Raw genomic sequence first — 24,075 nt, forward strand, 5'->3', positions numbered from 1 at the left:
CCTCAGGACTCCTGGGTGAGGGAGACGAGCACGTCGTCCCCTTCGATCTTTACGGGGTATACGGGGACAGGGCGCGTCGCGGGAAGGCCGGACGGCTTGCCGGTGCGGAGGTCGAAGCTGGAGCCGTGCAGCCAGCATTCGATCTGGCAGTCCTCCACCTCGCCCTCGGAGAGCGAGACGTTCGCGTGCGAGCAGATGTCGTAGATGGCGAACACCTCCCCCTCGGTCTTCACGACCGAGACCGGCGTGCCGTCGAGTTCCACCCGCTTCGGGGTGTCCTCCTCCAGCTCGCTCAGCCCACAGACGCGTACGAATGCGCCGCTCATGCGACCGCCGCCTCGAGCTCCTCCTCGATCTTGGCGATGAGGCGCTCCTCGATGTCCGTGACACCGATCTGCTGGACCAGTTCGGCGAAGAAGCCGCGGACCACCAGACGGCGGGCCTCCTGCTCCGGAATGCCGCGGGCCATCAGGTAGAAGAGCTGCTCGTCGTCGAAGCGGCCGGTCGCGGAGGCGTGGCCGGCGCCGACGATCTCGCCGGTCTCGATCTCCAGGTTCGGCACGGAGTCGACCCGGGCGCCGTCGGTCAGCACCAGGTTGCGGTTCATCTCGTAGGTGTCCGTGCCCTCGGCCTTGGCCTCGATCAGCACGTCGCCGATCCACACCGCGTGCGCGTCGTCGCCCTGGAGGGCGCCCTTGTAGGCGACGTTCGACTTGCAGTGCGGGGTGTTGTGGGTGACCAGCAGGCGGTGCTCCTGGTGCTGGCCGGCGTCGGTGAAGTACAGGCCGTACAGCTCGGCCTCGCCCCCGGGGCCGGCGTAGGTCACGCGCGGGTTCAGGCGGACCACGTCGCCACCGAAGGTGACGACGACCGACTTGAAGGAGGCGTCCCGGCCGACCAGCGTGTTGTGCTGGGCGACGTGCACGGCCTTGTCGTCCCAGTCCTGGATGGAGACGACGGTCAGCTTGGCGCCGTCGCCGAGCAGGTAGTCGACGTTGGCCGCGAGCACCGCGTCACCGGTGTGGTCGATGACGACGACGGCCTCGGCGAAGGCCCCGAGCTCGATGACCTGGTGGCCGTAGGCGACCCCGCCCTCGCCGTGCACCGCGATGCGGATCGGCTCGGTCAGGACGGCCTCCTTGGGGACGCTCACGACCGAGGCCTTCTCGAAGGCGGAGTAGGCCTGGGCGGCGACGCGGTCCACCGGGGTGCCGGCCTTGCCGAGCCGCGCGTCGTCGCGGCCGACGGTCTCGACGGTGACGCCGTCGGGGGCCTGGACGTCCACCTTGACGCCCTCGCCGGTGGCGGTCGCGGTGCCGTCGTGCAGACCGCGCAGCCGCTCCAGCGGTGTGAAGCGCCACTCCTCCTCGCGGCCGTGCGGGACCGGGAAGTCCGCCACGTCGAACGAGGGCGGCGCGCTCATGCGCGTGGCGACGGTCGACTCGGCGGCGACCGCGATCTGGCCGGCGGTCGTCGAACCGACCGATGGGGGTCCCCCCGCCCGAGCGGATCCGAGGGTGGGGGAGTTCTGGGCCTCAGCCATGGCTGTCGTATTGCTCGCTTTCTTGCGTATGGGCTTGACGGCGGACTACGGGCCGGCAGTTCGCCGGCCCGGGTCGGTGCTTAACCGACCGCGCCCTCCATCTGCAGCTCGATCAGCCGGTTGAGCTCCAGCGCGTACTCCATGGGCAGCTCCTTGGCGATCGGCTCGACGAAGCCGCGCACGATCATCGCCATCGCCTCGAACTCGGAGAGGCCACGGCTCATCAGGTAGAAGAGCTGGTCCTCGGAGACCTTGGAGACGGTCGCCTCGTGGCCCATGGACACGTCGTCCTCGCGGACGTCCACGTAGGGGTACGTGTCGGAGCGGGAGATGGTGTCCACGAGCAGCGCGTCGCAGAGCACGTTGGACTTCGAGCCCGCGGCGCCCTCGCCGATCTCGACCAGGCCGCGGTACGAGGTACGGCCGCCGCCGCGCGCCACCGACTTGGAGACGATGTTGGACGAGGTGTTCGGCGCCATGTGGACCATCTTGGAACCGGCGTCCTGGTGCTGGCCCTCGCCCGCGAAGGCGATCGACAGGGTCTCGCCCTTGGCGTGCTCGCCCATCAGGTAGACGGCCGGGTACTTCATCGTCACCTTGGAGCCGATGTTGCCGTCGATCCACTCCATGGTCGCGCCCTCGTAGGCCACGGCGCGCTTGGTGACCAGGTTGTAGACGTTGTTCGACCAGTTCTGGATGGTCGTGTAACGGCAGCGGGCGTTCTTCTTGACGATGATCTCGACGACCGCGCTGTGCAGGGAGTCGCTCTTGTAGATCGGGGCGGTGCAGCCCTCGACGTAGTGCACGTAGGCACCCTCGTCGACGATGATCAGGGTCCGCTCGAACTGGCCCATGTTCTCCGTGTTGATGCGGAAGTAGGCCTGGAGCGGGATCTCCACGTGGACGCCCGGCGGGACGTAGATGAAGGAGCCGCCGGACCACACGGCGGTGTTCAGCGAGGCGAACTTGTTGTCACCGACGGGGATCACGGTCCCGAAGTACTCCTTGAAGAGCTCCGGGTGCTCCTTCAGGGCGGTGTCCGTGTCGAGGAAGATGACGCCCTGCTCCTCCAGGTCCTCGCGGATCTGGTGGTAGACGACCTCCGACTCGTACTGGGCCGCGACACCGGCGACGAGGCGCTGCTTCTCCGCCTCGGGGATGCCGAGCTTGTCGTACGTGTTCTTGATGTCCTCGGGCAGGTCCTCCCAGGACTCCGCCTGCTTCTCCGTGGAGCGCACGAAGTACTTGATGTTGTCGAAGTCGATCCCCGACAGGTCCGAGCCCCAGTTCGGCATGGGCTTCTTCTCGAAGAGCCGCAGGCCCTTCAAGCGCAGCTTGGTCATCCACTCCGGCTCGGACTTCTTCGCCGAGATGTCGCGGACGACCTCCTCGTTCAGACCGCGCCTGGCAGAGGCGCCGGCCGTGTCGGAGTCGGCCCAGCCGTATTCGTACTTGCCCAGGCCCTCGAGTTCGGGGTGGGCAGTCTCCGTGGGGAGAGTCATGCGGGGTTCCTCCCGGCCGTGCTTGCGGATGCGTTGTGGCTTTGGTGATCGGTCTGGGAAATCTTGGGGATGAACGTCGTGCAGACGCCGTCGCCGTGCGCGATGGTCGCCAGTCGCTGGACGTGAGTACCCAGCAGCTCGGCGAAGATCTCCGTCTCCGCCTCGCACAGCTGCGGGAACTGCTCCGCGACATGGGCGACCGGGCAGTGGTGCTGGCAGAGCTGCTCACCCCGCTGCGGGAGGGGCGCGTTGCGCGCCGTAGCAGCGTACCCGTCCACGCTCAGGGCCTTGGCCAGCGCTTCGGTGCGCTGATCGGGGGTGACGGCCTCGATCGCCTTGCGGTACGCGCCCGCCTGCGCGGCGATCCGGGCCCGGGCGAAGGCGGCGACCGCCTCCGGCCCGCCCTCCCGCTCGGCGATCCAGCGGAGCGCGTCCGCGGCGAGCTTGTCGTACGACTGGTCGAAGGCGTCCCGCCCGCAGTCGGTGAGCGCGAAGACCTTGGCGGGCCGGCCGCGCGTCCGCGCGCCGTACACCCGCTGCTCCCGCGCCGCCACCACGTCTTCGGCGACCAGCGCGTCCAGGTGGCGGCGTACGGCCGCCTGGGTGAGCCCCAGCCGGCCGGCCAGCTCGGCGACGGTCGACGGCCCGTGGTCCAGGATGGACCGCACGACCCGGTTGCGCGTGGATCGATCCGAGCGCACCCCGGCCGCGAACTCCTCCTGCGGAGCCCCCGTGAGGGTCTCCCGAGCCTCGCCGACGTTTTTCACAACGCCATTGTTGCGTAATTCCTCGAGACCTGACAAGCGGCCCTGGTCCGCCCGGGCGGTGCCCTGCATCACTTAGGCAAACCTAATCCCACCTGCGGAAACGATCTCCGATCGATCAAACGGGTGGCACCCGCCGACGCGATGCGCCAGACTGCCCGGCCATGCCCACACCCCCGCCGGCCGGCCCGCTCGTCACCCGGGACACGGTCGCCGAAGAGCTGCGTGACCTCGGCGTACGCCCCGGCGAGACCCTCCTCGTCCACTCCTCCCTCAGATCGCTCGGCTGGGTCTGCGGCGGCCCGGTCGCGGTCGTCCGGGGACTGCTCGACGCGCTCGGTCCCGACGGCACGCTCGTGGTCCCCACCCACTCCGGCGACCTCTCCGACCCGGCGTGGTGGAGCAGACCGCCGGTGCCCGAGGAGTGGTGGGACACCATCCGGGCCACGATGCCCGCCTACGACCCCCGCATCACCCCCGCGTTCGGGGTCGGAGTGATCCCGGAGACCGTGCGCACCTGGCCGGGCGCTCTGCGCAGCGCGCACCCGCAGACCTCGTTCGCGGCGATCGGCCCCCGCGCCGCCGCGATCGTCGGCGGGCACGCCACCGACTGCCGGCTGGGCGAGCGCAGCCCGCTCGCCCGGCTGGAGGCGCTCGGTGCCCGGGTGCTGCTGCTGGGCGCCGGATACGACTCCTGCACCTGCTTCCACCTGGCCGAGTACCGGATCCCCGCGCCGCTCGTCCAGGTGGGCCGGCCGGGGCCGCACGGCTGGGAGGTCGTCACCGACGTGTCCATCACCTCCGAGCGGTTCGACGAGCTCGGGCACGACTTCGAACGTGACCGGCCGGTGGTCCGCGGGACGGTGGGCGCCGCCCGGTCGCGGCTGTTCCCCGTGGCGGACGCGGTGGCGTACGCGGAGCGGTGGCTCGCGGTGCACCGGCCCCGGGAGGACGACTTCCCGCACCCGGCCGCCTGAGCCGTCCGGCGCGTACCTAGACTTTGGCCTCATGCGAAGTGAGCCCGTGGTCCAGGTCCAGGCCTTGGTGAAGCGGTATGGCGCGAAGACCGCGGTGGACGGCCTCGACCTGGTGGCCCGGGCGGGTGTGACCGCCGTGCTCGGTCCCAACGGGGCGGGCAAGACGACGACGGTCGAGACCTGCGAGGGGTACCGGCGGCCGGATTCCGGCACGGTACGCGTCCTGGGCCTCGACCCCGTGAGACAGTCCGCGCAGCTCAGACCCCGTATCGGCGTGATGCTCCAGTCCGGTGGCGTGTACTCCGGCGCCCGGGCCGACGAGATGCTGCGCCACGTCGCCAAGCTGCACGCCCACCCGCTGGACGTCGACGCCCTCATGGAACGGCTCGGGCTCGGCGGCTGCGGGCGGACCTCCTACCGCCGGCTGTCCGGCGGCCAGCAGCAGCGGCTCGCGCTCGCCATGGCCGTCGTCGGCCGGCCCGAACTGGTCTTCCTCGACGAGCCGACCGCCGGACTCGACCCGCAGGCCCGCCGGGCCACCTGGGACCTGGTGCGCGACCTGCGCGCCGACGGTGTCTCGGTGATCCTCACCACGCACTACATGGAGGAGGCCGAGCGGCTCTCCGACGACGTCGCGATCATCGACGCCGGCCGGGTCATCGCCCAGGGCTCCCCGGAGGAGCTGTGCCGCGGCGGCGCCGAGAACACCCTGCGCTTCACCGGCCGCCCGGGACTCGACGTCGCCTCCCTCCTCAAGGCACTGCCCGCCGACTCCTCGGCCGCCGAGCTGACCCCGGGCTCCTACCGCGTCGTCGGCAAGGTCGACCCGCAACTGCTCGCCACCGTGACGTCCTGGTGCGCCCAGCACGGCGTGATGCCGGACCGCATCTCCGTGGAGCGGCACACCCTGGAAGACGTCTTCTTGGAGCTGACCGGCAAGGAGCTTCGTTCGTGACCACCGCCACCGCCACCGGTACCTACGCCCCGAAGCCCGGCGCGGCCCCGCTGACCCGCATGATCGCGGCGCAGGCGGCGCTGGAGACGAAGATGCTCCTGCGCAACGGTGAGCAGCTGCTGCTCACCGTCGTCATTCCCACGCTGCTGCTGGTGCTGTTCAGCTCCGTGGACATCGTCGACACCGGCGCGGGCAGGGCCGTGGACTTCCTCACCCCCGGTGTCCTGGCGCTCGCCGTGATGTCGACCGCGTTCACCGGGCAGGCCATCGCCACCGGCTTCGAGCGGCGCTACGGCGTGCTGAAGCGGCTGGCCGCCTCGCCGCTGCCGCGCTGGGGGCTGATGACCGCCAAGACGGTGTCGGTGCTGGTCACCGAGGTGCTCCAGGTCGTGCTGCTGACCGTGATCGCGTTCGCGCTCGGCTGGTCGCCGCACGGCAACCCGTTCGCCGTGCTCCTGCTGATGGTCCTCGGCACGGCCGCCTTCTCCGGGCTGGGCCTGCTGATGGCGGGGACCCTGAAGGCGGAGGCCACGCTGGCCGCCGCCAACCTGGTCTTCCTGCTGCTGCTGGTCGGCGGCGGGGTGGTCGTCCCGCTGGACAAGTTCCCGCCCGCCGCCCAGGACGTGCTCGGCCTGCTGCCCATCTCGGCGCTCTCCGGCGGACTGCGGGACGTGCTTCAGCACGGTGCCGGGATGCCGTGGGGCAACCTGGCGGTCCTCGCCGTCTGGGCGGTGGCGGGGCTCGCGGCCGCCGGAAAGTTCTTCCGCTGGGAGTAAGGCGCGATGGACCCTCGTGAAACAGTGCACAAGCGGACGCCTACGATGGATCGCGTGCCAAACCTGACCCGCGCCGACGTCGTGTCCGCCGCGCGCAACCCGCTCGCCTTCATCGCCGAACGCTGGACCCCGCATCCGAGGACCGTCCAGCGGGCGGCCCTCTCCGCGCTGGTGATGGCGGTGGTCATCGTCGTCACCGGCGGCGCCGTCCGCCTGACCGGCTCGGGCCTCGGCTGCCCGACCTGGCCCACCTGCACGGACGACTCGCTGACCACCACCCGCGAGATGGGTGTGCACGGCGTGATCGAGTTCGGCAACCGGATGCTGACGTACGTGCTGTGCGCCGCCGTGGGCTGGGCGATCGTCGCCGCGCGCGCCCAGAAGCCGTGGCGGCGCGGCCTCACCCGGCTGGGCTGGGCGCAGTTCTGGGTGGTCATGGGCAACGCGGTGCTCGGTGGCATCGTCGTCCTCGTCGGCCTGAACCCGTACACCGTCGCGGCGCACTTCCTGCTCTCCTCGGCGCTGATCGCGGTCGCCGCGGTGATGTGGCAGCGCACCCGCGAGGGTGACGCCGAGCCGCGCCCGCTGGTCGGCAAACCGGTCCGGCAACTGGTGTGGTTCCTGGTCCTCGCGAGCGTGCTGCTGATCGCGGTGGGCACGGTGGTCACGGGCGCCGGTCCGCACGCGGGCGACTCCCAGGAGGTCTCCCGTATCCCGATCGACTGGCAGACGGTCGCCAAGCTGCACGCAGTGCTGGCGTGGATCGTGATCACGCTGACGTTCGCCCTGTGGTTCATCCTCAAGGCCGTCGACGCGCCGCGGGGCCCGCTGGCGCGGACCCGTGAACTGTTCCTGATCCTGCTGGGCCAGGGCGCCATCGGCTATGTCCAGTTCTTCACGCACCTGCCCGAGGTCCTGGTCGGCCTGCACATGCTGGGCTCGTGCGTCATGTGGATCTGGGTGCTGCGCGTGCTGCTGTCGCTGCGCGAGCGGCCGGAGGCGGTCGCCGACCTGCCGGGACCCGCCACCGAGGCGACGCTGGCGAAGGCCTGAGGCCGGACCGCCGGGGGTCAGCCGGGCACGGAGCCGGACCGCCGGAGGCCGGCAGGCCTGAAGCCGGGCCGCGCCGGGGTTCAACCGGGGTTCAGCCGGGGATTCACCCCAGCCCGTACACCCGCATGGCGTTCTCCGCCGCGACCATCGCCGCCACGCGCTGTGCGTCGGCGGGGCACCAGGCGCCCTCGGCGACCCACCCCCCGAGCACCCTCTCCAGGGACTCCCTGAACAGGTGTGCGCCCACCACATGCAGTTCGGGCAGCCCATGTGCCCCGCTGGAGAACAGGACCTTGCCGAACGGGGCCAGCTCCAGGATCTCCGCGAGGACCGTCGCGGCGCGGCCGCCGGTGCGGGCCAGTGCGGCACCCGAGTCGGCGTAGACGTGCGGGAAGAGGCCGGCGAGGTGGGCGGCGTGGCGGTGGTACGGATGGCCGTACAGCAGGACGAGATCCGTGCCCAGGCCCGCCGTCGCCCGGACGAAGTCCGTCAGCGGCAGCGGATCCGTACCGGCTGAGCCCGGCCCGCCGAGCCCCGCGTGCAGCTGGAGCGGCCGCCCGCAGGCCACGGCGATCCACAGCAGGTGCCGCAGCAGCACCGGATCGCTCAGTTCCCCGCCGGCCCGCCGCCCTGCCAGCCAGCGGCCCGCCGCGCCCCGCACCTCCCCCGGGCCGGGCGGCTCCGGCGCGAGCGCCGCCCCGTGCCGTACGCCGGCCACGGAGGTGAAGGCGACAGCGTGCGCGGCGGCACCGTGCACCGCCTCGGCGAGGTTGGTGAGGAACGAATCGACGGTGCCGGAGGTGTCGGCGACCTGCTCGGCCAGCGGTTCCAGGCGCACGATCTCGTGTGCGGCCGCGTCGCCCGCGGCCGCCATCTCACCGGGCCCGGTCAGATCGCCCCGCAGCCCCGTGTCGACGAGGTAGGTGGTGATGCCGCTGCCGCGCAACAGGCGGCGGCCGGCCTCCAGCACGCCGAGTTCCCGGCGCCGGGCGAGATAGCGCGCGGGCGGGCAGTGCGGTTCCAGGCCGAGCAGCGGCGGGCACCAGCGGCGCAGGGCGAAACCGGTCTGGGTGTCGAAGAGTGTGGTGCCCGGCGCGGGCGGACCCTCGGTGCGGGCCAGCCGGGCCTCGAAGGTGCCGAGGCCCAGCTCCGTTCTCAGGACCCCGTGGCAGTGCTGATCCACGAGGGACGGCGTTTCGATCATCCGGTTCTCCCGACGCTGGGCCCACTGCCTCCGTCAGGCCCTAACGGGTGAACCGGCCGTCAGGTGTTGGGGCTGACCCGGGTCGCCCGGATCCGGTCAGCCGCTGGACGGGCCGCCCAGCTGGAGGCCCGCCATACGGGTCCACTCGTACGGGCCCGTCCGCACCTTGGCCGCGAACTCACCGTCGAACGCCTCGTGGACGGTGATCCCGGACTTCTCCACCGCCTGCTCGGCGATGGCGTACGTCGGGGCCACGAGGTCGCCCCAGGTGCCGTCCTCGCCGACCAGGACGATCCTGGCGCCGCGCTCCCCGAGGTACGCGACCTGTCCCTCGGCGCCTCCGTGAGCCTTGGAGAAGGAGCCGATCCGCCGGGCGAGGCGGGCGGCCCTGCGCTCGGCCTTGGGGTCAACCTGCTGCGTGTCTGCCATGGCCAGGATGCTACCCACGAGTAGATCAAACGGCGACGGGCGGGGTGCGTGGCCTTGACCACGCACCCCGCCCGGGGGAAACCGCTACGACCCGTACGCGGGGTCAGCGCAGGAACGGATCCACCGCCACCGCCACGAACAGCAGCGACACATAGGTGATGGACCAGTGGAACAGCCGCATCTCCTTCAGCTTCGCGCCGGTCGCCTCGGCCTTGGCCCGGTTCTGCAGCGCGTGCGCCTCCCACAGCCACCAGCCGCCCGCCGCCAGCGCCACCGCCGTGTAGAACCAGCCGGTGTAGCCGAGCGGGGTCAGCAGCAGCGAGACCCCCACCATCACCCAGCTGTAGAGCACGATCTGGCGGGCGACCACCTTGTTGGAGGCGACGACTGGCAGCATCGGCACGCCCACGCGCGCGTAGTCGTCCTTCACCTTCATGGACAGCGGCCAGTAGTGCGGCGGCGTCCAGAAGAACATGACGAGGAAGAGGATGACGGGCGCCCAGGACATCGAGTTGGTGACCGAGGACCAGCCGATCAGCACCGGCATGCAGCCGGCGATGCCGCCCCACACGATGTTCTGCGACGTACGGCGCTTGAGGATCATCGTGTAGACGACGACGTAGAAGAGGAGCGCTCCGAGCGACAGCCACGCGGACAGCCAGTTGACGGTGAGGCCGAACAGCAGTGTGGAGACGACCGCCAGCGCGATGCCGAAGGCCAGGCACTCGCGCGGGCTGACCATGCCGGTGACCAGCGGGCGCTGGGAGGTGCGGTCCATGAGCGCGTCGATGTCGCGGTCGATGTACATGTTCAGCGCGTTGGCGCCGCCCGCGGACAGGTAGCCGCCGACACAGGTGAGCAGGACCAGCCCCAGATCGGGCACGCCCCGCTGCGCCAGGAACATCACCGGAACGGTGGTGATCAGCAGCAGTTCGATGATCCGCGGCTTGGTCAGCGCCACAAACGCCTTGACACGGGCCCCGAACGGCCGGTGACTCGGGCTCTGGCTCGCACCGAGTACCCCCGCTGGACGGGATTCGACGGCCGTCACGCACACCCCTGACAGAGACTCCCAGCGAGCCGCCCGTGTGAACCGACGGTAAGGACTCGCGCGTACCACGCCACTGTAGACGTTGCCCAGACCCGGACATTCGCGGGGGTCGGGTCGTGTTGGCGAGGCCCTCCGGAAGGGCGCGATCCGGCTCGATTGAGCGATCGAATGAGCAGCTCCGTATTCATGTGCCGAATGCGATTCCGACCAGCGGGGAGGCGGATCTCCGAGAGTCCCGGCACTCTGGAACGACGCGGAAAAACGCACGTTCTGACGGGATAGGCTCGACAACGCCGGCCGACGCCGAGAAGGCCGGCAAACCGGTGCGCGGTCCCCCCGTACGCCGGCATCCGACATGTGGAGAGGAGCCCTGACCCAGGGTGAGCACCAAGCCGACCACCACAGTCCTCGAGTGGACCGAGTTGGACCAGCGTGCCGTGGACACCGCGCGCGTCCTGGCCGCCGATGCCGTACAGAAGGTCGGCAACGGCCATCCCGGCACGGCGATGAGTCTGGCTCCCGCCGCCTACACCCTCTTCCAGAAGGTGATGCGGCACGACCCGGCCGATCCGCAGTGGGCGGGGCGCGACCGTTTCGTACTGTCCGCCGGCCACTCCTCCCTGACCCTCTACACCCAGCTGTACCTGGCCGGTTTCGGGCTGGAGCTGGACGACCTGAAGTCCTTCCGCACCTGGGGCTCGAAGACGCCCGGCCACCCGGAGTACGGGCACACGGCGGGCGTGGAGACCACGACCGGCCCGCTCGGCCAGGGTGTCGCCAACGCGGTGGGCATGGCCATGGCCGCCCGCTACGAGCGCGGCCTGTTCGACCCGGAGACCCCCGCGGGCGAGTCCCCGTTCGACCACTTCGTCTTCTGCGTCGCCGGTGACGGCTGCCTCCAGGAGGGCATCTCCGCCGAGGCGTCCTCGCTGGCCGGCCACCAGAAGCTCGGCAACCTCATCCTGCTGTGGGACGACAACCACATCTCGATCGAGGGCGACACCGAGACGGCCGTCTCCGAGGACACCGTCAAGCGGTACGAGGCCTACGGCTGGCACGTGCAGCGCGTGGAGGCCAAGGAGGACGGCGACCTCGACCCGCAGGCGATCCACGCGGCCGTCGAGGCGGCCAAGGCCGTCACCGACCGGCCGTCCTTCATCGCGATGCGCTCGATCATCGCCTGGCCGGCCCCGCACGCGCAGAACACCGAGGCCGCGCACGGCTCGGCGCTGGGCGAGGAGGAGGTCGCGGCCACCAAGCGCGTCCTCGGCTTCGACCCCGAGCAGCACTTCGAGGTCTCCGACGAGGTCCTGAACCACACCCGCGCCGCTGTCGAGCGGGGCCGCCGGGCCAGGGCCGAGTGGGAGAAGACGCTCCAGGTCTGGCGCGAGGCCAACCCCGAGCGGGCCGCCGAGTTCGACCGGATCGCCGCGGGCGAACTGCCCGCCGGCTGGGACGAGAAGATCCCGGTGTTCGAGGCGGGCAAGGGCCTGGCCACGCGCGCCGCGTCCGGCAAGGTGCTCCAGGCGCTCGGCGACGTGATCCCGGAGCTGTGGGGCGGCTCGGCGGACCTTGCCGGCTCGAACAACACCACCATCGACAAGACCTCGTCGTTCCTGCCCGAGGGCAACCCGCTGCCGGAGGCGAACCCGTACGGGCGCACCATCCACTTCGGCATCCGCGAGCACGCGATGGCCGCGGCGATGAACGGCATCACGCTGCACGGCAACACCCGCGTCTACGGCGGCACCTTCCTGGTCTTCTCCGACTACATGCGCAACGCGGTGCGCCTGTCGTCCCTGATGCACCTGCCGGTGACGTACGTCTGGACCCACGACTCCATCGGCCTGGGCGAGGACGGCCCCACCCACCAGCCGGTCGAGCACCTGGCCTCGCTGCGCGCCATCCCGGGCCTGAACATCGTCCGCCCGGCCGACGCCAACGAGACCGCGATCGCCTGGCGCGAGATCCTGCGCCGCTGGACGAAGGAGTTCGGCAAGGGCGCCCCGCACGGTCTGGCGCTGACCCGCCAGGGCGTGCCGACGTACGAGCCCAACGACGACGCCGCGCGCGGCGGTTACGTCATGTTCGAGGCCGAGGGGCCCGACGGGCAGAACACCGAGGCGCAGGTCGTCCTGATCGCCACCGGTTCCGAGGTGCACGTGGCCGTGGAGGCCCGTGAGCGGCTCCAGGCCGAGGGCGTCCCCACCCGGGTGGTGTCCATGCCGTCCGTGGAGTGGTTCGAGGAGCAGGACCAGGGGTACCGGGACAGCGTGCTGCCGCCGGCCGTGCGGGCACGCGTCGCGGTCGAGGCAGGTATCGGTCTGACCTGGCACAAGTACGTGGGAGACGCCGGCCGCATCGTTTCCCTCGAGCACTTCGGTGCTTCGGCCGACGCCAAGGTGCTCTTCCGCGAGTTCGGTTTCACCGCGGAGAACGTGGCCGACAAGGCCCGGGAATCCATCGCCGCCGCCCAGCGCTGACGCTCATACACGACCCGTAGGAGATGCAATTTCCATGACAGACGCACTGAAGCGCCTTTCCGACGAAGGCGTCGCGATCTGGCTGGACGACCTGTCGCGCAAGCGGATCACGTCCGGCAACCTCGCCGAGCTGATCGACCAGCAGCACGTCGTGGGCGTCACCACCAACCCGACGATCTTCCAGAAGGCGATCTCGCAGGGGGACGGCTACGAAAAGCAGGTCGCTGACCTGGCCGCCCGCCGAGTCACGGTGGAAGAGGCCATCCGCATGATCACCACGGCGGACGTCCGGGACGCCGCCGACATCATGCGCCCGGTCTTCGACGCCACCGGCGGCAAGGACGGCCGGGTGTCCATCGAGGTGGACCCGCGCCTGGCGCACAACACCAGGGCGACGGTGGCCGAGGCCCGCCAGCTGGCCTGGCTGGTCGACCGGCCCAACACGCTCATCAAGATCCCGGCCACCAGGGCGGGCCTGCCGGCGATCACCGAGACCATCGGCAACGGCATCAGCGTCAACGTCACCCTGATCTTCTCGCTGGAGCGCTACCGCGCGGTGATGGACGCGTACCTGAGCGGCCTGGAGAAGGCCGGGGAGCGCGGCCTGGACCTGTCGAAGATCCACTCGGTGGCGTCCTTCTTCGTGTCCCGCGTGGACACCGAGATCGACCGGCGGATCGACGAGCTCGGCACCGCCGAGGCCAAGGCGCTGCGCGGCAAGGCGGGCGTGGCCAACGCGCGTCTGGCCTACGAGGCGTACGAGGAGGTCTTCGCCTCCGACCGGTGGAGCGCGCTGGAGCGGCAGGGCGCCAACAAGCAGCGTCCGCTGTGGGCGTCCACCGGGGTGAAGGACAAGGCGTACAAGGACACCATGTACGTCGAGGAGCTGGTGGCGCCGAACACGGTGAACACCATGCCCGAGGCCACGCTGGAGGCCACCGAGGAGCACGGCGCGATCCGCGGCGACGCGGTCACCGGCACCTACGAGCAGGCCCGCGCGGACATCGACGCGCTGGAGGGGATCGGGATCTCGTACGACGACGTGGTCCAGGTCCTGGAGGACGAGGGCGTCGAGAAGTTCGAGTCGTCCTGGAACGACCTGCTCAAGTCCACCGAGGCGGAGTTGGAGCGCCTCGCTCCCGCGGAGGACTGAGAACCTTGGCGCCCCTTTCCGTCACCGGAGCGAACCCGCTCCGTGACCCCGCCGACCGACGGCTCCCGCGTATCGCGGGGCCGTCGGGCCTGGTCATCTTCGGTGTGACGGGCGACCTGTCGCGCAAGAAGCTCATGCCCGCGGTGTACGACCTCGCCAACCGGGGTCTGCTGCCGCCGGGCTTCTCGCTCGTCGGCTTCGCCCGCCGCGACTGGGAGCACGAGGACTTCGCCCAGGTCGTGCACGACGCCGTCAAGGAGCACGCGCGCACGCCGTTCCGGGAGGAGGTCTGGCAGCAGCTCATCCAGGGGATGCGCTTCGTGCAGGGCACCTTCGACGACGACGACGCGTTCGAGCGGCTGCGCGGCACGATCGAGGAGCTGGACAAGGCACAGGGCACGGGCGGCAACTTCGCCTTCTACCTGTCGGTGCCGCCGAAGTCCTTCCCGGTGGTCATCCAGCAGCTGAAGAAGCACCAGCTCGCCGACCAGAGCCACGGCTCGTGGCGGCGCGCGGTCATCGAGAAGCCCTTCGGCCACGACCTGAGGTCGGCCGAGGAGCTCAACTCGATCGTGCACGAGGTCTTCGCCCCGGACCAGGTCTTCCGCATCGACCACTACCTGGGCAAGGAGACCGTCCAGAACATCCTGGCGCTGCGCTTCGCCAACACGATGTTCGAGCCGATCTGGAACCGGTCCTTCGTGGACCATGTGCAGATCACCATGGCCGAGGACATCGGCATCGGCGGCCGGGCCGGCTACTACGACGGCATCGGCGCCGCCCGCGACGTCATCCAGAACCACCTGCTGCAACTCCTGGCCCTGACCGCGATGGAGGAGCCCGCCTCCTTCGACGCGGACGCGCTGGCCGCGGAGAAGACCAAGGTGCTCGGCGCGGTGAAGTTGCCCAAGGACCTGGGCAAGTCCACCGTGCGCGGGCAGTACGCGGCGGGCTGGCAGGGCGGCGAGAAGGTCATCGGCTACCTCGAGGAAGAGGGCATCGACAAGAAGTCGAAGACCGACACGTACGCGGCCGTCAAGCTGGCGATCGACAACCGCCGCTGGGCGGGTGTCCCCTTCTACCTGCGCACCGGCAAGCGCCTGGGCCGCCGGGTCACCGAGATCGCGGTCGTCTTCCAGCGGGCGCCGCACTCCCCCTTCGACACCTCGGCCACCGAGGAACTCGGGCAGAACGCCATCGTCATCCGCGTCCAGCCGGACGAGGGCGTCACGGTCCGCTTCGGCTCCAAGGTGCCCGGCACGTCGATGGAGATCCGGGACGTGTCGATGGACTTCGCCTACGGCGAGTCCTTCACGGAGTCCAGCCCGGAGGCGTACGAACGCCTGATCCTGGACGTGCTGCTCGGCGACTCCAACCTCTTCCCGCGCACCGAGGAGGTCGAGCTGTCCTGGCGGATCCTCGACCCGATCGAGACGTACTGGGACAAGCACGGCAGGCCCGCGCAGTACCCGTCCGGGACGTGGGGGCCCGCCGAGGCGGACGAGATGCTCGCACGAGACGGACGGAGCTGGCGCCGGCCATGAAGATAGACCTGACCGACACCACGGCCAGCAAGATCAACAAGGCACTGGTGCGGGCCCGGCGGGCGATCGGCACCCCAGCCGTGGGCATGGTGCTCACGCTGGTCATCGTCACCGACGAGGAGAACGCCTACGACGCGCTGAAGGCCGCGGGCGACGCCTCGCGGGAGCACCCCTCGCGCCTGCTGGTGGTCATCAAGCGGCACGCCCGCACCCTGCGCGACCGCACGTCCTCGCGGCTGGACGCCGAGGTGCGGGTGGGCGCGGACGCCGGCACCGGCGAGACGGTGGTGCTGCGCCTGCACGGCGAGGTGGCCGACCACGCCCAGTCGGTGGTGCTGCCGCTGCTGCTCCCCGACGCGCCGGTCGTCGTCTGGTGGCCGGTGAACGCCCCGCTCGAACCGGCCAAGGACCCGCTGGGCGCCCTGGCACAGCGCCGTGTCACCGACACCTACGCCGCCGAGCAGCCGGTGCGGGAGCTCTCCGCGCGGGCCGAGGCGTACACGCCCGGCGACACGGACCTGTCCTGGACCCGGATCACGCCGTGGCGCTCGATGCTGGCCGCGGCCCTCGACCAGGTCACCTGCGAGGTCAGGGCCGTGGAGGTGGAGGGCGAGGAGTTCAACCCGAGCTGCGAGCTGCTGGCGATGTGGCTCGCGCACCGGCTGGACGTACCGGTCAAGCGCTCGCGGTCCGCGGGTCCCGGTCTGACCGCGGTCCGCATGGACACCAGCTGCGGCCCGATCGCCCTGGACCGGGCCGACGGCAGGCTGGCGACCCTGTCCATCCAGGGGCAGCCGGAGCGGGCGGTGGCGCTGAAGCGACGGGAGACCGCCGAGCTGATCGCGGAGGAACTGCGGCGGCTGGACCCGGACGACACGTACGCGTCCGCGCTGCGGTTCGGCGTGGAGCGGCTGGACGGCCCCAGGGCGTCCGACGATTCCAAGGCGTCCGCGAAGGAGCCGGTCGCGGTGCCCGTCCCCCAGGAGGAGGCCGCCGAGTGAGCACTCCGCAACTGGTCGTCCACCACGACAAGGAGCTGATGGCGCAGGCCGCCGCGGCCCGGCTGATCACCCGGATCGTGGACGCGCAGGCCTCGACGGGCTCGGCGTCCGTGGTCCTCACCGGCGGCCGCAACGGCAACGGGGTGCTGGCCGCGCTGGCGGCCGCGCCCGCCCGCGACGCGATCGACTGGGGCCGGCTCGACCTGTGGTGGGGCGATGAACGCTTCCTGCCGGAGGGCGACCCGGAACGCAATGTCACGCAGGCCCGCGAGGCCCTGCTCGACTCCGTGCCGCTCGACCCCGAGCGCGTGCACGCCATGCCCGCGTCGGACGGTCCCTACGGCGCGGACGTCGAGGCGGCGGCGGAGGCCTATGCTGAGGAACTGGCCCGCGCGGCCGGTCCCGAGAACCACGGCGCGGTCCCGTCGTTCGACGTCCTGATGCTGGGCGTCGGCCCGGACACCCATGTCGCGTCCCTCTTCCCGGAGCACCCGGGGGTGCGCGAGACGGAGCGTACGGTGATCGGTGTGCACGGCTCCCCCAAGCCGCCGCCCACCCGCGTCTCCCTCACGCTGCCGGCCATCCGCTCGGCCCGTGAGGTGTGGCTGTTGGCGGCCGGCGAGGACAAGGCCAACGCGGTGGCGATGGCCCTCTCGGGCGCGGGCGAGATCCAGGCCCCGGCGGCCGGCGCCCAGGGCCGCGCCCGCACCCTGTGGCTCCTGGACACGGCGGCGGCCTCACAGCTGCCACGGTCGCTGTATCCACCCGCCTCGGCGTAAACGGAAAAGTGCGGCGGCGGTGAGGAACACCGCCGCCGCACTTTGCTTTTCAGGCCGAACCAGGGGTCGCCGTCACTTCACCGACCCCGCCATCACCCCCTGCACGAAGTGCCGCTGGAAGGCGAAGAACACGACCACCGGCACGACCAGCGACAGGAACGCCCCCGGCGCCAGCACATCGATGTTGCTGCCGAACTGCCGGATCTGCGACTGGAGTTCCACCGTCAGCGGCTGCGAGGAGGTGTCGGCGAACAGCAGCGCCACCAGCATGTCGTTCCACACCCACAAGAACTGGAAGATGGCGAGGCTCGCGATCGCGGGCCGCCCCACCGGCAGCACCAGCCGGGTGAAGATCCGCCACTCGTTGCCCCCGTCCATGCGGGCCGCCTCCAGCATCTCCTTCGGCATCTCGGCGAAGTAGTTCCGCAGCAGGAACACGGCGAACGGCAGTCCGTAGGCCACGTGGAACAGGACCACACCGGGGATCGTGCCGAACAGGCCGAGCTGGCCGAAGAGTTTGGCGACGGGCAGCAGACCGATCTGCACCGGCACCACCAGCATCGCCACCACCAGCAGGAACAGCGGCTCACGGGCCGGGAAGTCCAGCCAGGCGAAGGCGTATCCGGCCAGCGCCGCGATGACGACGACCAGGACCGTCGCGGGCACCGAGATCAGCACCGTGTTCCAGAAGGCCTTGGTGATGCCCGAGTTCCTCAGCAGCGCCGAGTAGTTGTCGAAGGACAGCTGCCCGGGGCCGGCCAGCGCCGTCCACCAGCCGCCCTTCGCGGTGTCCTGGGCCGAGCGCAGCGACGACACGAACAGCCCCGCGAGCGGGGTCATCCAGATCAGGCCGATCACCACGAGGACGGCCTGGACCAGCCCGTTTCCCAGGCCCCGCCTGACCGCGTTCATCGCTGACTCCTTCGGAAACGGCGGACGTTGAACACCATCGCCGGGATCACCAGGAGCAGCAGGAGCACGCCGAGCGCGCTGCCGAGGCCCTGGTTGTTGCCACCGCCGAAGGACACCAGCCACATCTGGGTCGCCAGCACGGTGGCGTCCTGCTGCACCGGGCCGGGCGCGATGATGTAGACGAGGTCGAAGACCTTCATCACGTTGATCACGAGGGTGACGAAGACGACGGTGAGGACGGGGGCGAGCAGCGGCACGGTGATCCGGCGGAAGATCTGCCACTCGTTGGCCCCGTCGATGCGCGCCGCCTCCAGCGCGTCACGCGGCAGCGCGGACAGCCCGGCGCCGATCAGCACCATCGCGAACCCGGTCCAGATCCACAGGTAGGCGCCGATGATCATCGGGGTGACGAGCGTCGGGCCGAGCCAGGAGATGCCCTGGTAGGGCTGCGCGAAGTTGGCCTGCGGCAGCTTCACCTCGTACGAGCCCGCCGTCAGGCCCGAGAAGTGGAAGGAGCCGTCGGAGCCCGTGGTGGTGCTCGCGACCGTCCGGCCGTCGCGCACCGCCTCGACCTTCATGCCGGGCAAGCCGCTCTCGCCGCGGTCGACCTTGCCCTGGGTGCCGCCTCCGCCGGGCGCGAAGTCCAGGTAGACGACTCCGCGCAGTTCGTCCCCGGCGGCCTTCCCGCCCTCCACCGGGCGGGCGGGCGAGGCGTCGCCGGGCAGGTCCTTGGGCAGCACGCCGACCATCGGCAGGGTCACCGTGGCGCCCGGCGAGAGGCTCGCGTCGGTGAGGTACGAGCCGTCCCGGCCCTGGGTCAGCCCGAATCCTTCACGGGCACGGGCGCTCGGGTAGGACGGGGATCCCTTGAAGGCGTCGTGCACGGAGACCACGGCGGCGTTGAGGACGCCCTTGTCCGGGTCCTCGTCGTAGGCGAGCCGGAAGATGATGCCGGCGGCCAGGAAGGACACGGCCATCGGCATGAACAGCAGCAGCTTGAACGCCGTCGCCCAGCGGACCTTCTCCACCAGCACGGCGAGGATCAGTCCGAGCCCGGTGAGCAGCGCCGGGGCGACGACGACCCAGATCGTGGTGTTCCGGACGGCCTTCAGTGTCGCCGGGTCGCGGAACATCTCGGTGTAGTTGTCCCCGCCGACGAACCGGGTGCCGGAGGCGTCGAAGAGGCTCCGGCCGACGGAGAACAACACCGGGTAGACGACGAGCGCGCCGAGTAGCAGCAGTGCGGGGAAGACGAACAGCAGCGCGACGACCCGGCCCCGCCGCCGCGCGCGCCGAGTGTGCTCGGCGCGCGCGGCGGGCGACGGGGGGCCCGCGCCCTTCTCCTTCGCGAGCGTGGTGGCGGTCATGGTGGGTCAGCCCTGGTTCTTGTACGCCTTGGCCGCCGCGGCCTCCAGCTTCGCCGCGGTGCCCTTCGGGTCGGAGGGGTCGCGCAGGAAGTCCTGGAGCAGCTTCCACTCGCCCACGCCGCTGGTGCCGCCGAAGGCCGCCGGTGCCTGGTCGGACATGTCGAAGCGGACCGCGTCGGAGTCGCCCGCGGCGACCAGGGACTTGGCGGTGGCGCGGGTGACGTCGTCGCCGTAGGAGGCGAGGTCGAGGTTCTTGTTCGGGGACAGGAAGCCGCCGGCCTTGGCCCACACGGCCGCGGCCTCCGGGGTGGCCAGGTACTCGAGGAGCTTCATGCCGGCCTTGGCGTTCTTGCCGTCCTTGAGGACGGCGGCCGCGTCACCGCCGCTGACGACCGGCGCGTTGCCGCCGTCGACCGGCGGGAACGGGAAGAAGTCCGCGTCCTTGCCGATGGTCCGGTCGAACTGGTCGTGGGCGACGCCCGCGACGAAGTCGCCCTCGTAGACCATGCCGGCCTCGGGCTTGGGCCCGAAGACCTTCTCCACCGAGCCCGGGAAGTCGGTGTTGAGGGCGCCCTTCTGGCCGCCCGCGATCAGCTGCTTGTCCTTGAACAGCTTGCCGAGCGTGGTGAGCGCCTTGACCACGCTGTCGTCGGTCCACTTCAGCTGGTGCGCGGCGAGGGCGTCGTACTTCTCGGGGCCGGCCTGGGAGAGGTAGATGTTCTCGAACCAGTCGGTCAGGGTCCAGCCGTCCTGTCCGGCGACCGCGAAGGCGGCGAGCCCGGAGTCGGAGAGGGTGTGCCCGGCCTTGAGCATCTCGTCGTACGTCGCCGGCGGCTTGACGCCGGCCTGGTCGAGGGCGTCGGGGCTGTACCAGACGGTCGACTTGTGGGCGGCCTTGAAGTACAGGCCGTACAGGGTGTCGTCGACGCTGCCGTACTTCTTCCACACCGGCGCGAAGTTGGTGTCCACCGACTTCTGGGTGGTGCCGGACAGCGGCTCGAGCCAGCCCTTCTTGGCGAACTGCTGGAGCACACCGACCTGCGGGACCATCACGACGTCGGGGGCGTTGCCGCCCTCGATCTTGCTGCCGACGACGGTGGAGACGTTGTCGCCGGTCGACATGAACTGGGTCTTGGCGCCGGTCTTCGCGGAGAACGCGTCCAGCACCTTCTGGAAGTTCTTCTGCTCGCTGCCGGACCAGACGCCGGCCACGGTGACCGTCTGGCCGTCGAGCGTCTTGTCGCCGCCGCCCGCGGAGACGGGGTCGTCGCTGCCGCAGGCGGTGGCGCCGAGGGCGAGGACGAGGGCGGTGCAGCCGGTGAGCAGGGTGGTACGTCGTCGCATCATCGTTGATGTCCCTTCGGAAGGTGGGGAATTGACGAGGTTCAGAGGTCGGTGCCGTCGGTGATCCACCAGGCCGCGGTGGACCCGGCGAGCACCCCGGGCGGGCAGTCGCCGCTGGCCAGCAGCGGGGTGCCGGAGACCGGCGCGGCGGTGGGCGACGTACCGAAGTTGACGGCGCAGACCAGGCCGTCGCCGCGGACGAAGGCGAGGACGTCCGGCGGGGTGTCCAGCCAGCGCAGCGATCCCTCGCCCAACTGGGGCAGCGCGGAACGCAGTTGCAGTCCGTCGCGGTACAGGTGCCAGAAGGAGCGGGTGTCGGCGAGGGCACGTTCGGTGACGTACTCGGCGAAGTACGACGGCTGCGGCAGCCAGGGCTTGGCGCTCCGGGTCCCGGAGGTGAAGCCGAACGGGGAGACCTGCCCCGACCAGGGCAGCGGCACCCGGCAGCCGTCGCGGACGCGGGCGCGGCTTCCGGTGCGGCGGAAGATCGGGTCGGTGAGCACGTCGTCGGGCAGGTCGACGACCTCGGGCAGGCCGAGTTCCTCGCCCTGGTAGACGTACGCGGCTCCGGGCAGCGCCAGCATCAGCAGCGCGGCGGCGCGGGCGCGGGCGGCGCCGAGTGCCGGGCGTTGCGACGGGGCGAACGTTGCCTGTTGGGGCACTGGGCCGCTGCCCTCCATGGCGGCCTCGCCGTAACGGGTGACGGTGCGGACCTGGTCGTGGTTGTTGAGGACCCAGGTGACCGTGGAGCCGGTGCCGGCGATGTCCTGCATGGCCTCGGAGATGACCTTGCGGAAGGCGTCGGGGTCCCAGGGGGCGCCGAGCAGGTCGAAGAAGAAGGCCTGGTGCAGTTCGTCCGGGCGGACGTACTTGGCGTGCTCGCGGGCGCTGGGCACGGACACCTCGCCGACCAGCAGGCGTTCGCGGCCGTCGCGGGCGGTGTACTCCTCGCACACCGCACGCCAGTTCCGCCACACGTCGTGCACCTCGGGCTGGTTCCAGGCCAGCGGGTTGACCGAGTCGCGGGTGCGGGCGTCGGCCTCCGGGTCCGCGGAGTCGGGCAGTTCGGGGTGCTTGAACAGGCCGGCGGCGACGTCGACGCGGAAGCCGTCCACGCCCCGGTCCAGCCAGAAGCGCAGGACCCGCTCGAACTCGGCGGGGATCTCGGGGTTGCGCCAGTTCCAGTCGGGCTGCTCGGGCGTGAACATGTGCAGGTACCACTGGCCGGGGCGACCGTCCGGCTCGGTGATCCGGGTCCAGGCGGGGCCGCCGAACATGGCATGCCAGTTGTTGGGCGGCTCGGCGCCGTCCGGGCCGCGGCCGTCGGTGAAGTGGAAGCGGGCGCGGGCCTCGCTGCCGGGCCCGGCGGCGAGCGCCTCGCGAAACCACGGGTGCTCGCTGGAGCAGTGGTTGGGGACGATGTCGAGGAGCACCCTGATCCCGAGCCGATGGGCGGTCGCCATCAGCAGGTCGAACTCGGCGAGGTCGCCGAAGAGCGGATCGACACCGCAGTAGTCGGCCACGTCGTAGCCGTGGTCGTGCTGCGGGGAGGGATAGAAGGGACTCAGCCAGATGCCGTCGACGCCGAGCTTCTTCAGATACGGCAGCCCGGCCCGGACCCCGGCGAGATCGCCGATGCCGTCGCCGGTGCTGTCCAGGAAGCTGCGGACGTACACCTGGTAGATCACCGCGTCGCGCCACCAACCATGCCTGTTCAATCCATTGACCTGTTCCTGTGAAGGCAGCTGTTATGCATGCATGTTAGGTATCGGTGTCACGAAGGTGTCAACGAACAGAACAGAAGCTCCTGGGCGGTTGACTGCCCATAACCGGACTTATCCGGACGGGATGACCGCAGATGTGATGGCGGCGTTACCTAACATGTAACTACTACCGGGCTTCCGCTGTGAGCGGTACGAGCGCTACGAGCGCCCGGCGATGGCGTCGAGTTCGCGCGCGAGGCGCCGCACGGCCGCCTCGGGGGTCTGCCGCCCGGCCAGCGTGTCGTGCACGACCGCCTGCACCACCAGGCTGACCTGGTCGTAGTGCGGGCTCTTGGGGCGCGGCGCGGCGGCCAGCACGGAGGCACGCAGGGTCGGCAGGTACGGGAACCGCCGTACGAGCGCGGGGTCTTCGTACAGCGCGGCGCGCACGGGCGGCAGCGCGCCCTCGGTGAGCACCTGGCGCTGGACGGGCTCGCTGGTGAGGTACGCGATGAGGCGCGCGGCCGAGTCGGGGTGCCGCGCGTGCGTGTTGACGGCCAGGTTGGAGCCGCCGAGGACACTGGTCCCCGGCCCGTCGGGTCCGGGCAGCGGTACGGCGCCGATCTTCCCGGCGACCTCGGAGCCCTCGGCGGAGGCGACGGCGTACGCGTAGGGCCAGTTGCGCAGGAAGAGCAGCCGGCCGTCCTGGAAGGCCTGCTTGGACTCCTCCTCCTTGTACGTCAGCGCCTCCTTGGGGATCCAGCCCTCGGCGAAGCCGCGCGCCAGGAAGCCGATACCCTCGCGGGCCGCGCCCGAGTCGACGGTGACACGCTCACCCTCGTCGCCGAGGATCGTGCCGCCCGCCGAGTACACGGCTTCGGCCGCGTTGACGGTCAGTCCCTCGTACGGCAGGAACTGGCCCGCGTAGCCGTCCAGTCCGTACTTCGGCGCGATGGTCCGGGCGGCGTGCTCCAGCTCGGCCCAGGTGCGCGGCGGCGGGACGCCCTCCTTGGCCAGGACGTCCTTGCGGTACAGCAGCAGGCCGGCGTTGGTGACGTACGGGACCGCGTACAGCCGTCCGTCGTAGGTGGCCGTGTCGACGACCGGGGGCAGGAAGGTCCCCAGTGGGAAGCGCTCACGCGGCAGCGGGCGGATCCAGCCGGCGGCGGCGAACTCCGAGGTCCAGTTCACGTCGATGTTGAGCACGTCGAACCGGCTGCGGTTGCCGCCGCGCAGGTCGGTGGCCATCTGCGCCCGGGTCTCGTCGGCGGCGTCGGGCAGCTCGACGAGGGTGACCCTCTCGGTGGGGTGGGTGCGGTTCCAGCCCTCCAGCAGCGGGCCGAGGTAGCCGGTCAGATCGCCCGCGGTGGCCAGGGTGAGCGGGCCGCGGCCCTCGCCGCTCCCCTCGGTCGCCCGGGCACCCGAGGAGATGTAGCCGGTCGTGATCACGACCAGGACGAGGAGGCCCCTACCGGCGGCGTGGATCCACCGCATAGGTTCCTCCTTGCACACCGGCGCCGGGCACCTTCGCCCGG

At 70.8% G+C, this 24,075-nt stretch carries 21 protein-coding genes; 9 read left to right on the forward strand and 12 right to left on the reverse strand.

The genetic code is table 11. The features are described from left to right. Positions 1-2 precede the first annotated feature (2 nt). The 4 genes from ACWEK3_RS07885 to ACWEK3_RS07900 form a co-directional block, all read right to left on the reverse strand. Positions 3-326: a non-heme iron oxygenase ferredoxin subunit gene (locus ACWEK3_RS07885; RefSeq protein ID WP_141362056.1), complete on the reverse strand. Its 324-nt coding sequence runs from the start codon at positions 324-326 to the stop codon at positions 3-5. Beyond that, positions 323-1,543 carry a Fe-S cluster assembly protein SufD gene (sufD, locus tag ACWEK3_RS07890; protein WP_453249193.1) on the reverse strand — a complete coding sequence of 407 codons (1,221 nt, stop codon included), beginning with the start codon at positions 1,541-1,543 and terminating at the stop codon, positions 323-325. Before sufD ends, ACWEK3_RS07885 begins: the two co-directional genes overlap by 4 nt. A gap of 80 nt (positions 1,544-1,623) precedes the next feature. Beyond that, positions 1,624-3,045, reverse strand: coding sequence for a Fe-S cluster assembly protein SufB (gene sufB / locus ACWEK3_RS07895; RefSeq protein WP_361411358.1), 1,422 nt, complete (start codon positions 3,043-3,045; stop codon positions 1,624-1,626). Continuing rightward, positions 3,042-3,812 carry a helix-turn-helix transcriptional regulator gene (locus tag ACWEK3_RS07900; RefSeq protein ID WP_361411360.1) on the reverse strand — a complete coding sequence of 257 codons (771 nt, stop codon included), beginning with the start codon at positions 3,810-3,812 and terminating at the stop codon, positions 3,042-3,044. Before ACWEK3_RS07900 ends, sufB begins: the two co-directional genes overlap by 4 nt. A gap of 161 nt (positions 3,813-3,973) precedes the next feature. Between ACWEK3_RS07900 and ACWEK3_RS07905 the strand changes: the two genes are divergently transcribed. Genes ACWEK3_RS07905 through ACWEK3_RS07920 form a run of 4 tightly spaced genes read left to right on the forward strand, consistent with a single transcriptional unit; the run spans position 3,974 to position 7,570 of the window. Beyond that, complete coding sequence (locus ACWEK3_RS07905; RefSeq protein ID WP_450541589.1) at positions 3,974-4,786, forward strand: aminoglycoside N(3)-acetyltransferase; 813 nt, start codon at positions 3,974-3,976, stop codon at positions 4,784-4,786. 31 nt (positions 4,787-4,817) lie between these two features. Continuing rightward, entirely contained in the window at positions 4,818-5,741 is a 924-nt protein-coding gene (locus tag ACWEK3_RS07910; RefSeq protein ID WP_450541587.1) for an ABC transporter ATP-binding protein, read from the forward strand. A gap of 59 nt (positions 5,742-5,800) precedes the next feature. Next, on the forward strand, positions 5,801-6,517 hold the full coding sequence (locus tag ACWEK3_RS07915) for an ABC transporter permease (RefSeq protein WP_361411657.1): 717 nt from the start codon (positions 5,801-5,803) through the stop codon (positions 6,515-6,517). Between the two features lie 45 nt (positions 6,518-6,562). After that, the gene (locus tag ACWEK3_RS07920; RefSeq protein WP_390874228.1) at positions 6,563-7,570 is read left to right on the forward strand and encodes a COX15/CtaA family protein; all 1,008 of its coding nucleotides are present in this window, start codon (positions 6,563-6,565) and stop codon (positions 7,568-7,570) included. A gap of 103 nt (positions 7,571-7,673) precedes the next feature. Here ACWEK3_RS07920 and ACWEK3_RS07925 read toward each other — a convergent pair whose 3' ends face one another. From ACWEK3_RS07925 to ACWEK3_RS07935, 3 genes are all read right to left on the reverse strand, one after another. Then, positions 7,674-8,774: an amidohydrolase gene (locus tag ACWEK3_RS07925; protein WP_453249194.1), complete on the reverse strand. Its 1,101-nt coding sequence runs from the start codon at positions 8,772-8,774 to the stop codon at positions 7,674-7,676. 96 nt (positions 8,775-8,870) lie between these two features. Continuing rightward, positions 8,871-9,203, reverse strand: coding sequence for a hypothetical protein (locus tag ACWEK3_RS07930; protein ID WP_453249195.1), 333 nt, complete (start codon positions 9,201-9,203; stop codon positions 8,871-8,873). Between the two features lie 103 nt (positions 9,204-9,306). Beyond that, a complete protein-coding gene (locus tag ACWEK3_RS07935; protein ID WP_376546652.1) occupies positions 9,307-10,260 on the reverse strand; it encodes a heme o synthase in 954 nt (317 codons plus the stop codon). A gap of 374 nt (positions 10,261-10,634) precedes the next feature. Here ACWEK3_RS07935 and tkt point away from each other — a divergent pair, with 374 nt between their 5' ends. From tkt to pgl, 5 genes are read left to right on the forward strand one after another with little or no spacing between them, the layout of a single operon-like run. Then, positions 10,635-12,737: a transketolase gene (tkt, locus tag ACWEK3_RS07940; protein WP_453249196.1), complete on the forward strand. Its 2,103-nt coding sequence runs from the start codon at positions 10,635-10,637 to the stop codon at positions 12,735-12,737. Between the two features lie 34 nt (positions 12,738-12,771). Next, positions 12,772-13,890 (forward strand): transaldolase, encoded by a 1,119-nt coding sequence (gene tal, locus ACWEK3_RS07945; RefSeq protein ID WP_450541580.1) that lies wholly within the window; start codon positions 12,772-12,774, stop codon positions 13,888-13,890. 5 nt (positions 13,891-13,895) lie between these two features. Then, on the forward strand, positions 13,896-15,434 hold the full coding sequence (gene zwf, locus ACWEK3_RS07950) for a glucose-6-phosphate dehydrogenase (RefSeq protein WP_361411378.1): 1,539 nt from the start codon (positions 13,896-13,898) through the stop codon (positions 15,432-15,434). After that, positions 15,431-16,435: a glucose-6-phosphate dehydrogenase assembly protein OpcA gene (opcA, locus tag ACWEK3_RS07955; protein ID WP_453249197.1), complete on the forward strand. Its 1,005-nt coding sequence runs from the start codon at positions 15,431-15,433 to the stop codon at positions 16,433-16,435. Before zwf ends, opcA begins: the two co-directional genes overlap by 4 nt. A gap of 38 nt (positions 16,436-16,473) precedes the next feature. Continuing rightward, complete coding sequence (gene pgl, locus ACWEK3_RS07960) at positions 16,474-17,214, forward strand: 6-phosphogluconolactonase (protein WP_263637384.1); 741 nt, start codon at positions 16,474-16,476, stop codon at positions 17,212-17,214. 72 nt (positions 17,215-17,286) lie between these two features. On the opposite strand, the gene ACWEK3_RS07965 is transcribed toward pgl, so the two are convergent. From ACWEK3_RS07965 to ACWEK3_RS07985, 5 genes are all read right to left on the reverse strand, one after another. Continuing rightward, a complete protein-coding gene (locus ACWEK3_RS07965; protein ID WP_453249198.1) occupies positions 17,287-18,126 on the reverse strand; it encodes a carbohydrate ABC transporter permease in 840 nt (279 codons plus the stop codon). After that, the gene (locus ACWEK3_RS07970; protein WP_453249199.1) at positions 18,123-19,493 is read right to left on the reverse strand and encodes an ABC transporter permease subunit; all 1,371 of its coding nucleotides are present in this window, start codon (positions 19,491-19,493) and stop codon (positions 18,123-18,125) included. Before ACWEK3_RS07970 ends, ACWEK3_RS07965 begins: the two co-directional genes overlap by 4 nt. A gap of 6 nt (positions 19,494-19,499) precedes the next feature. Next, positions 19,500-20,840 (reverse strand): ABC transporter substrate-binding protein, encoded by a 1,341-nt coding sequence (locus tag ACWEK3_RS07975; RefSeq protein ID WP_450538049.1) that lies wholly within the window; start codon positions 20,838-20,840, stop codon positions 19,500-19,502. Between the two features lie 38 nt (positions 20,841-20,878). After that, positions 20,879-22,555, reverse strand: coding sequence for a glycoside hydrolase family 13 protein (locus tag ACWEK3_RS07980; RefSeq protein ID WP_453249200.1), 1,677 nt, complete (start codon positions 22,553-22,555; stop codon positions 20,879-20,881). 204 nt (positions 22,556-22,759) lie between these two features. Beyond that, on the reverse strand, positions 22,760-24,034 hold the full coding sequence (locus ACWEK3_RS07985) for an ABC transporter substrate-binding protein (RefSeq protein ID WP_450538046.1): 1,275 nt from the start codon (positions 24,032-24,034) through the stop codon (positions 22,760-22,762). Positions 24,035-24,075: the final 41 nt, after the last annotated feature.

The organism is Streptomyces sp. NPDC004721 (assembly GCF_053601495.1).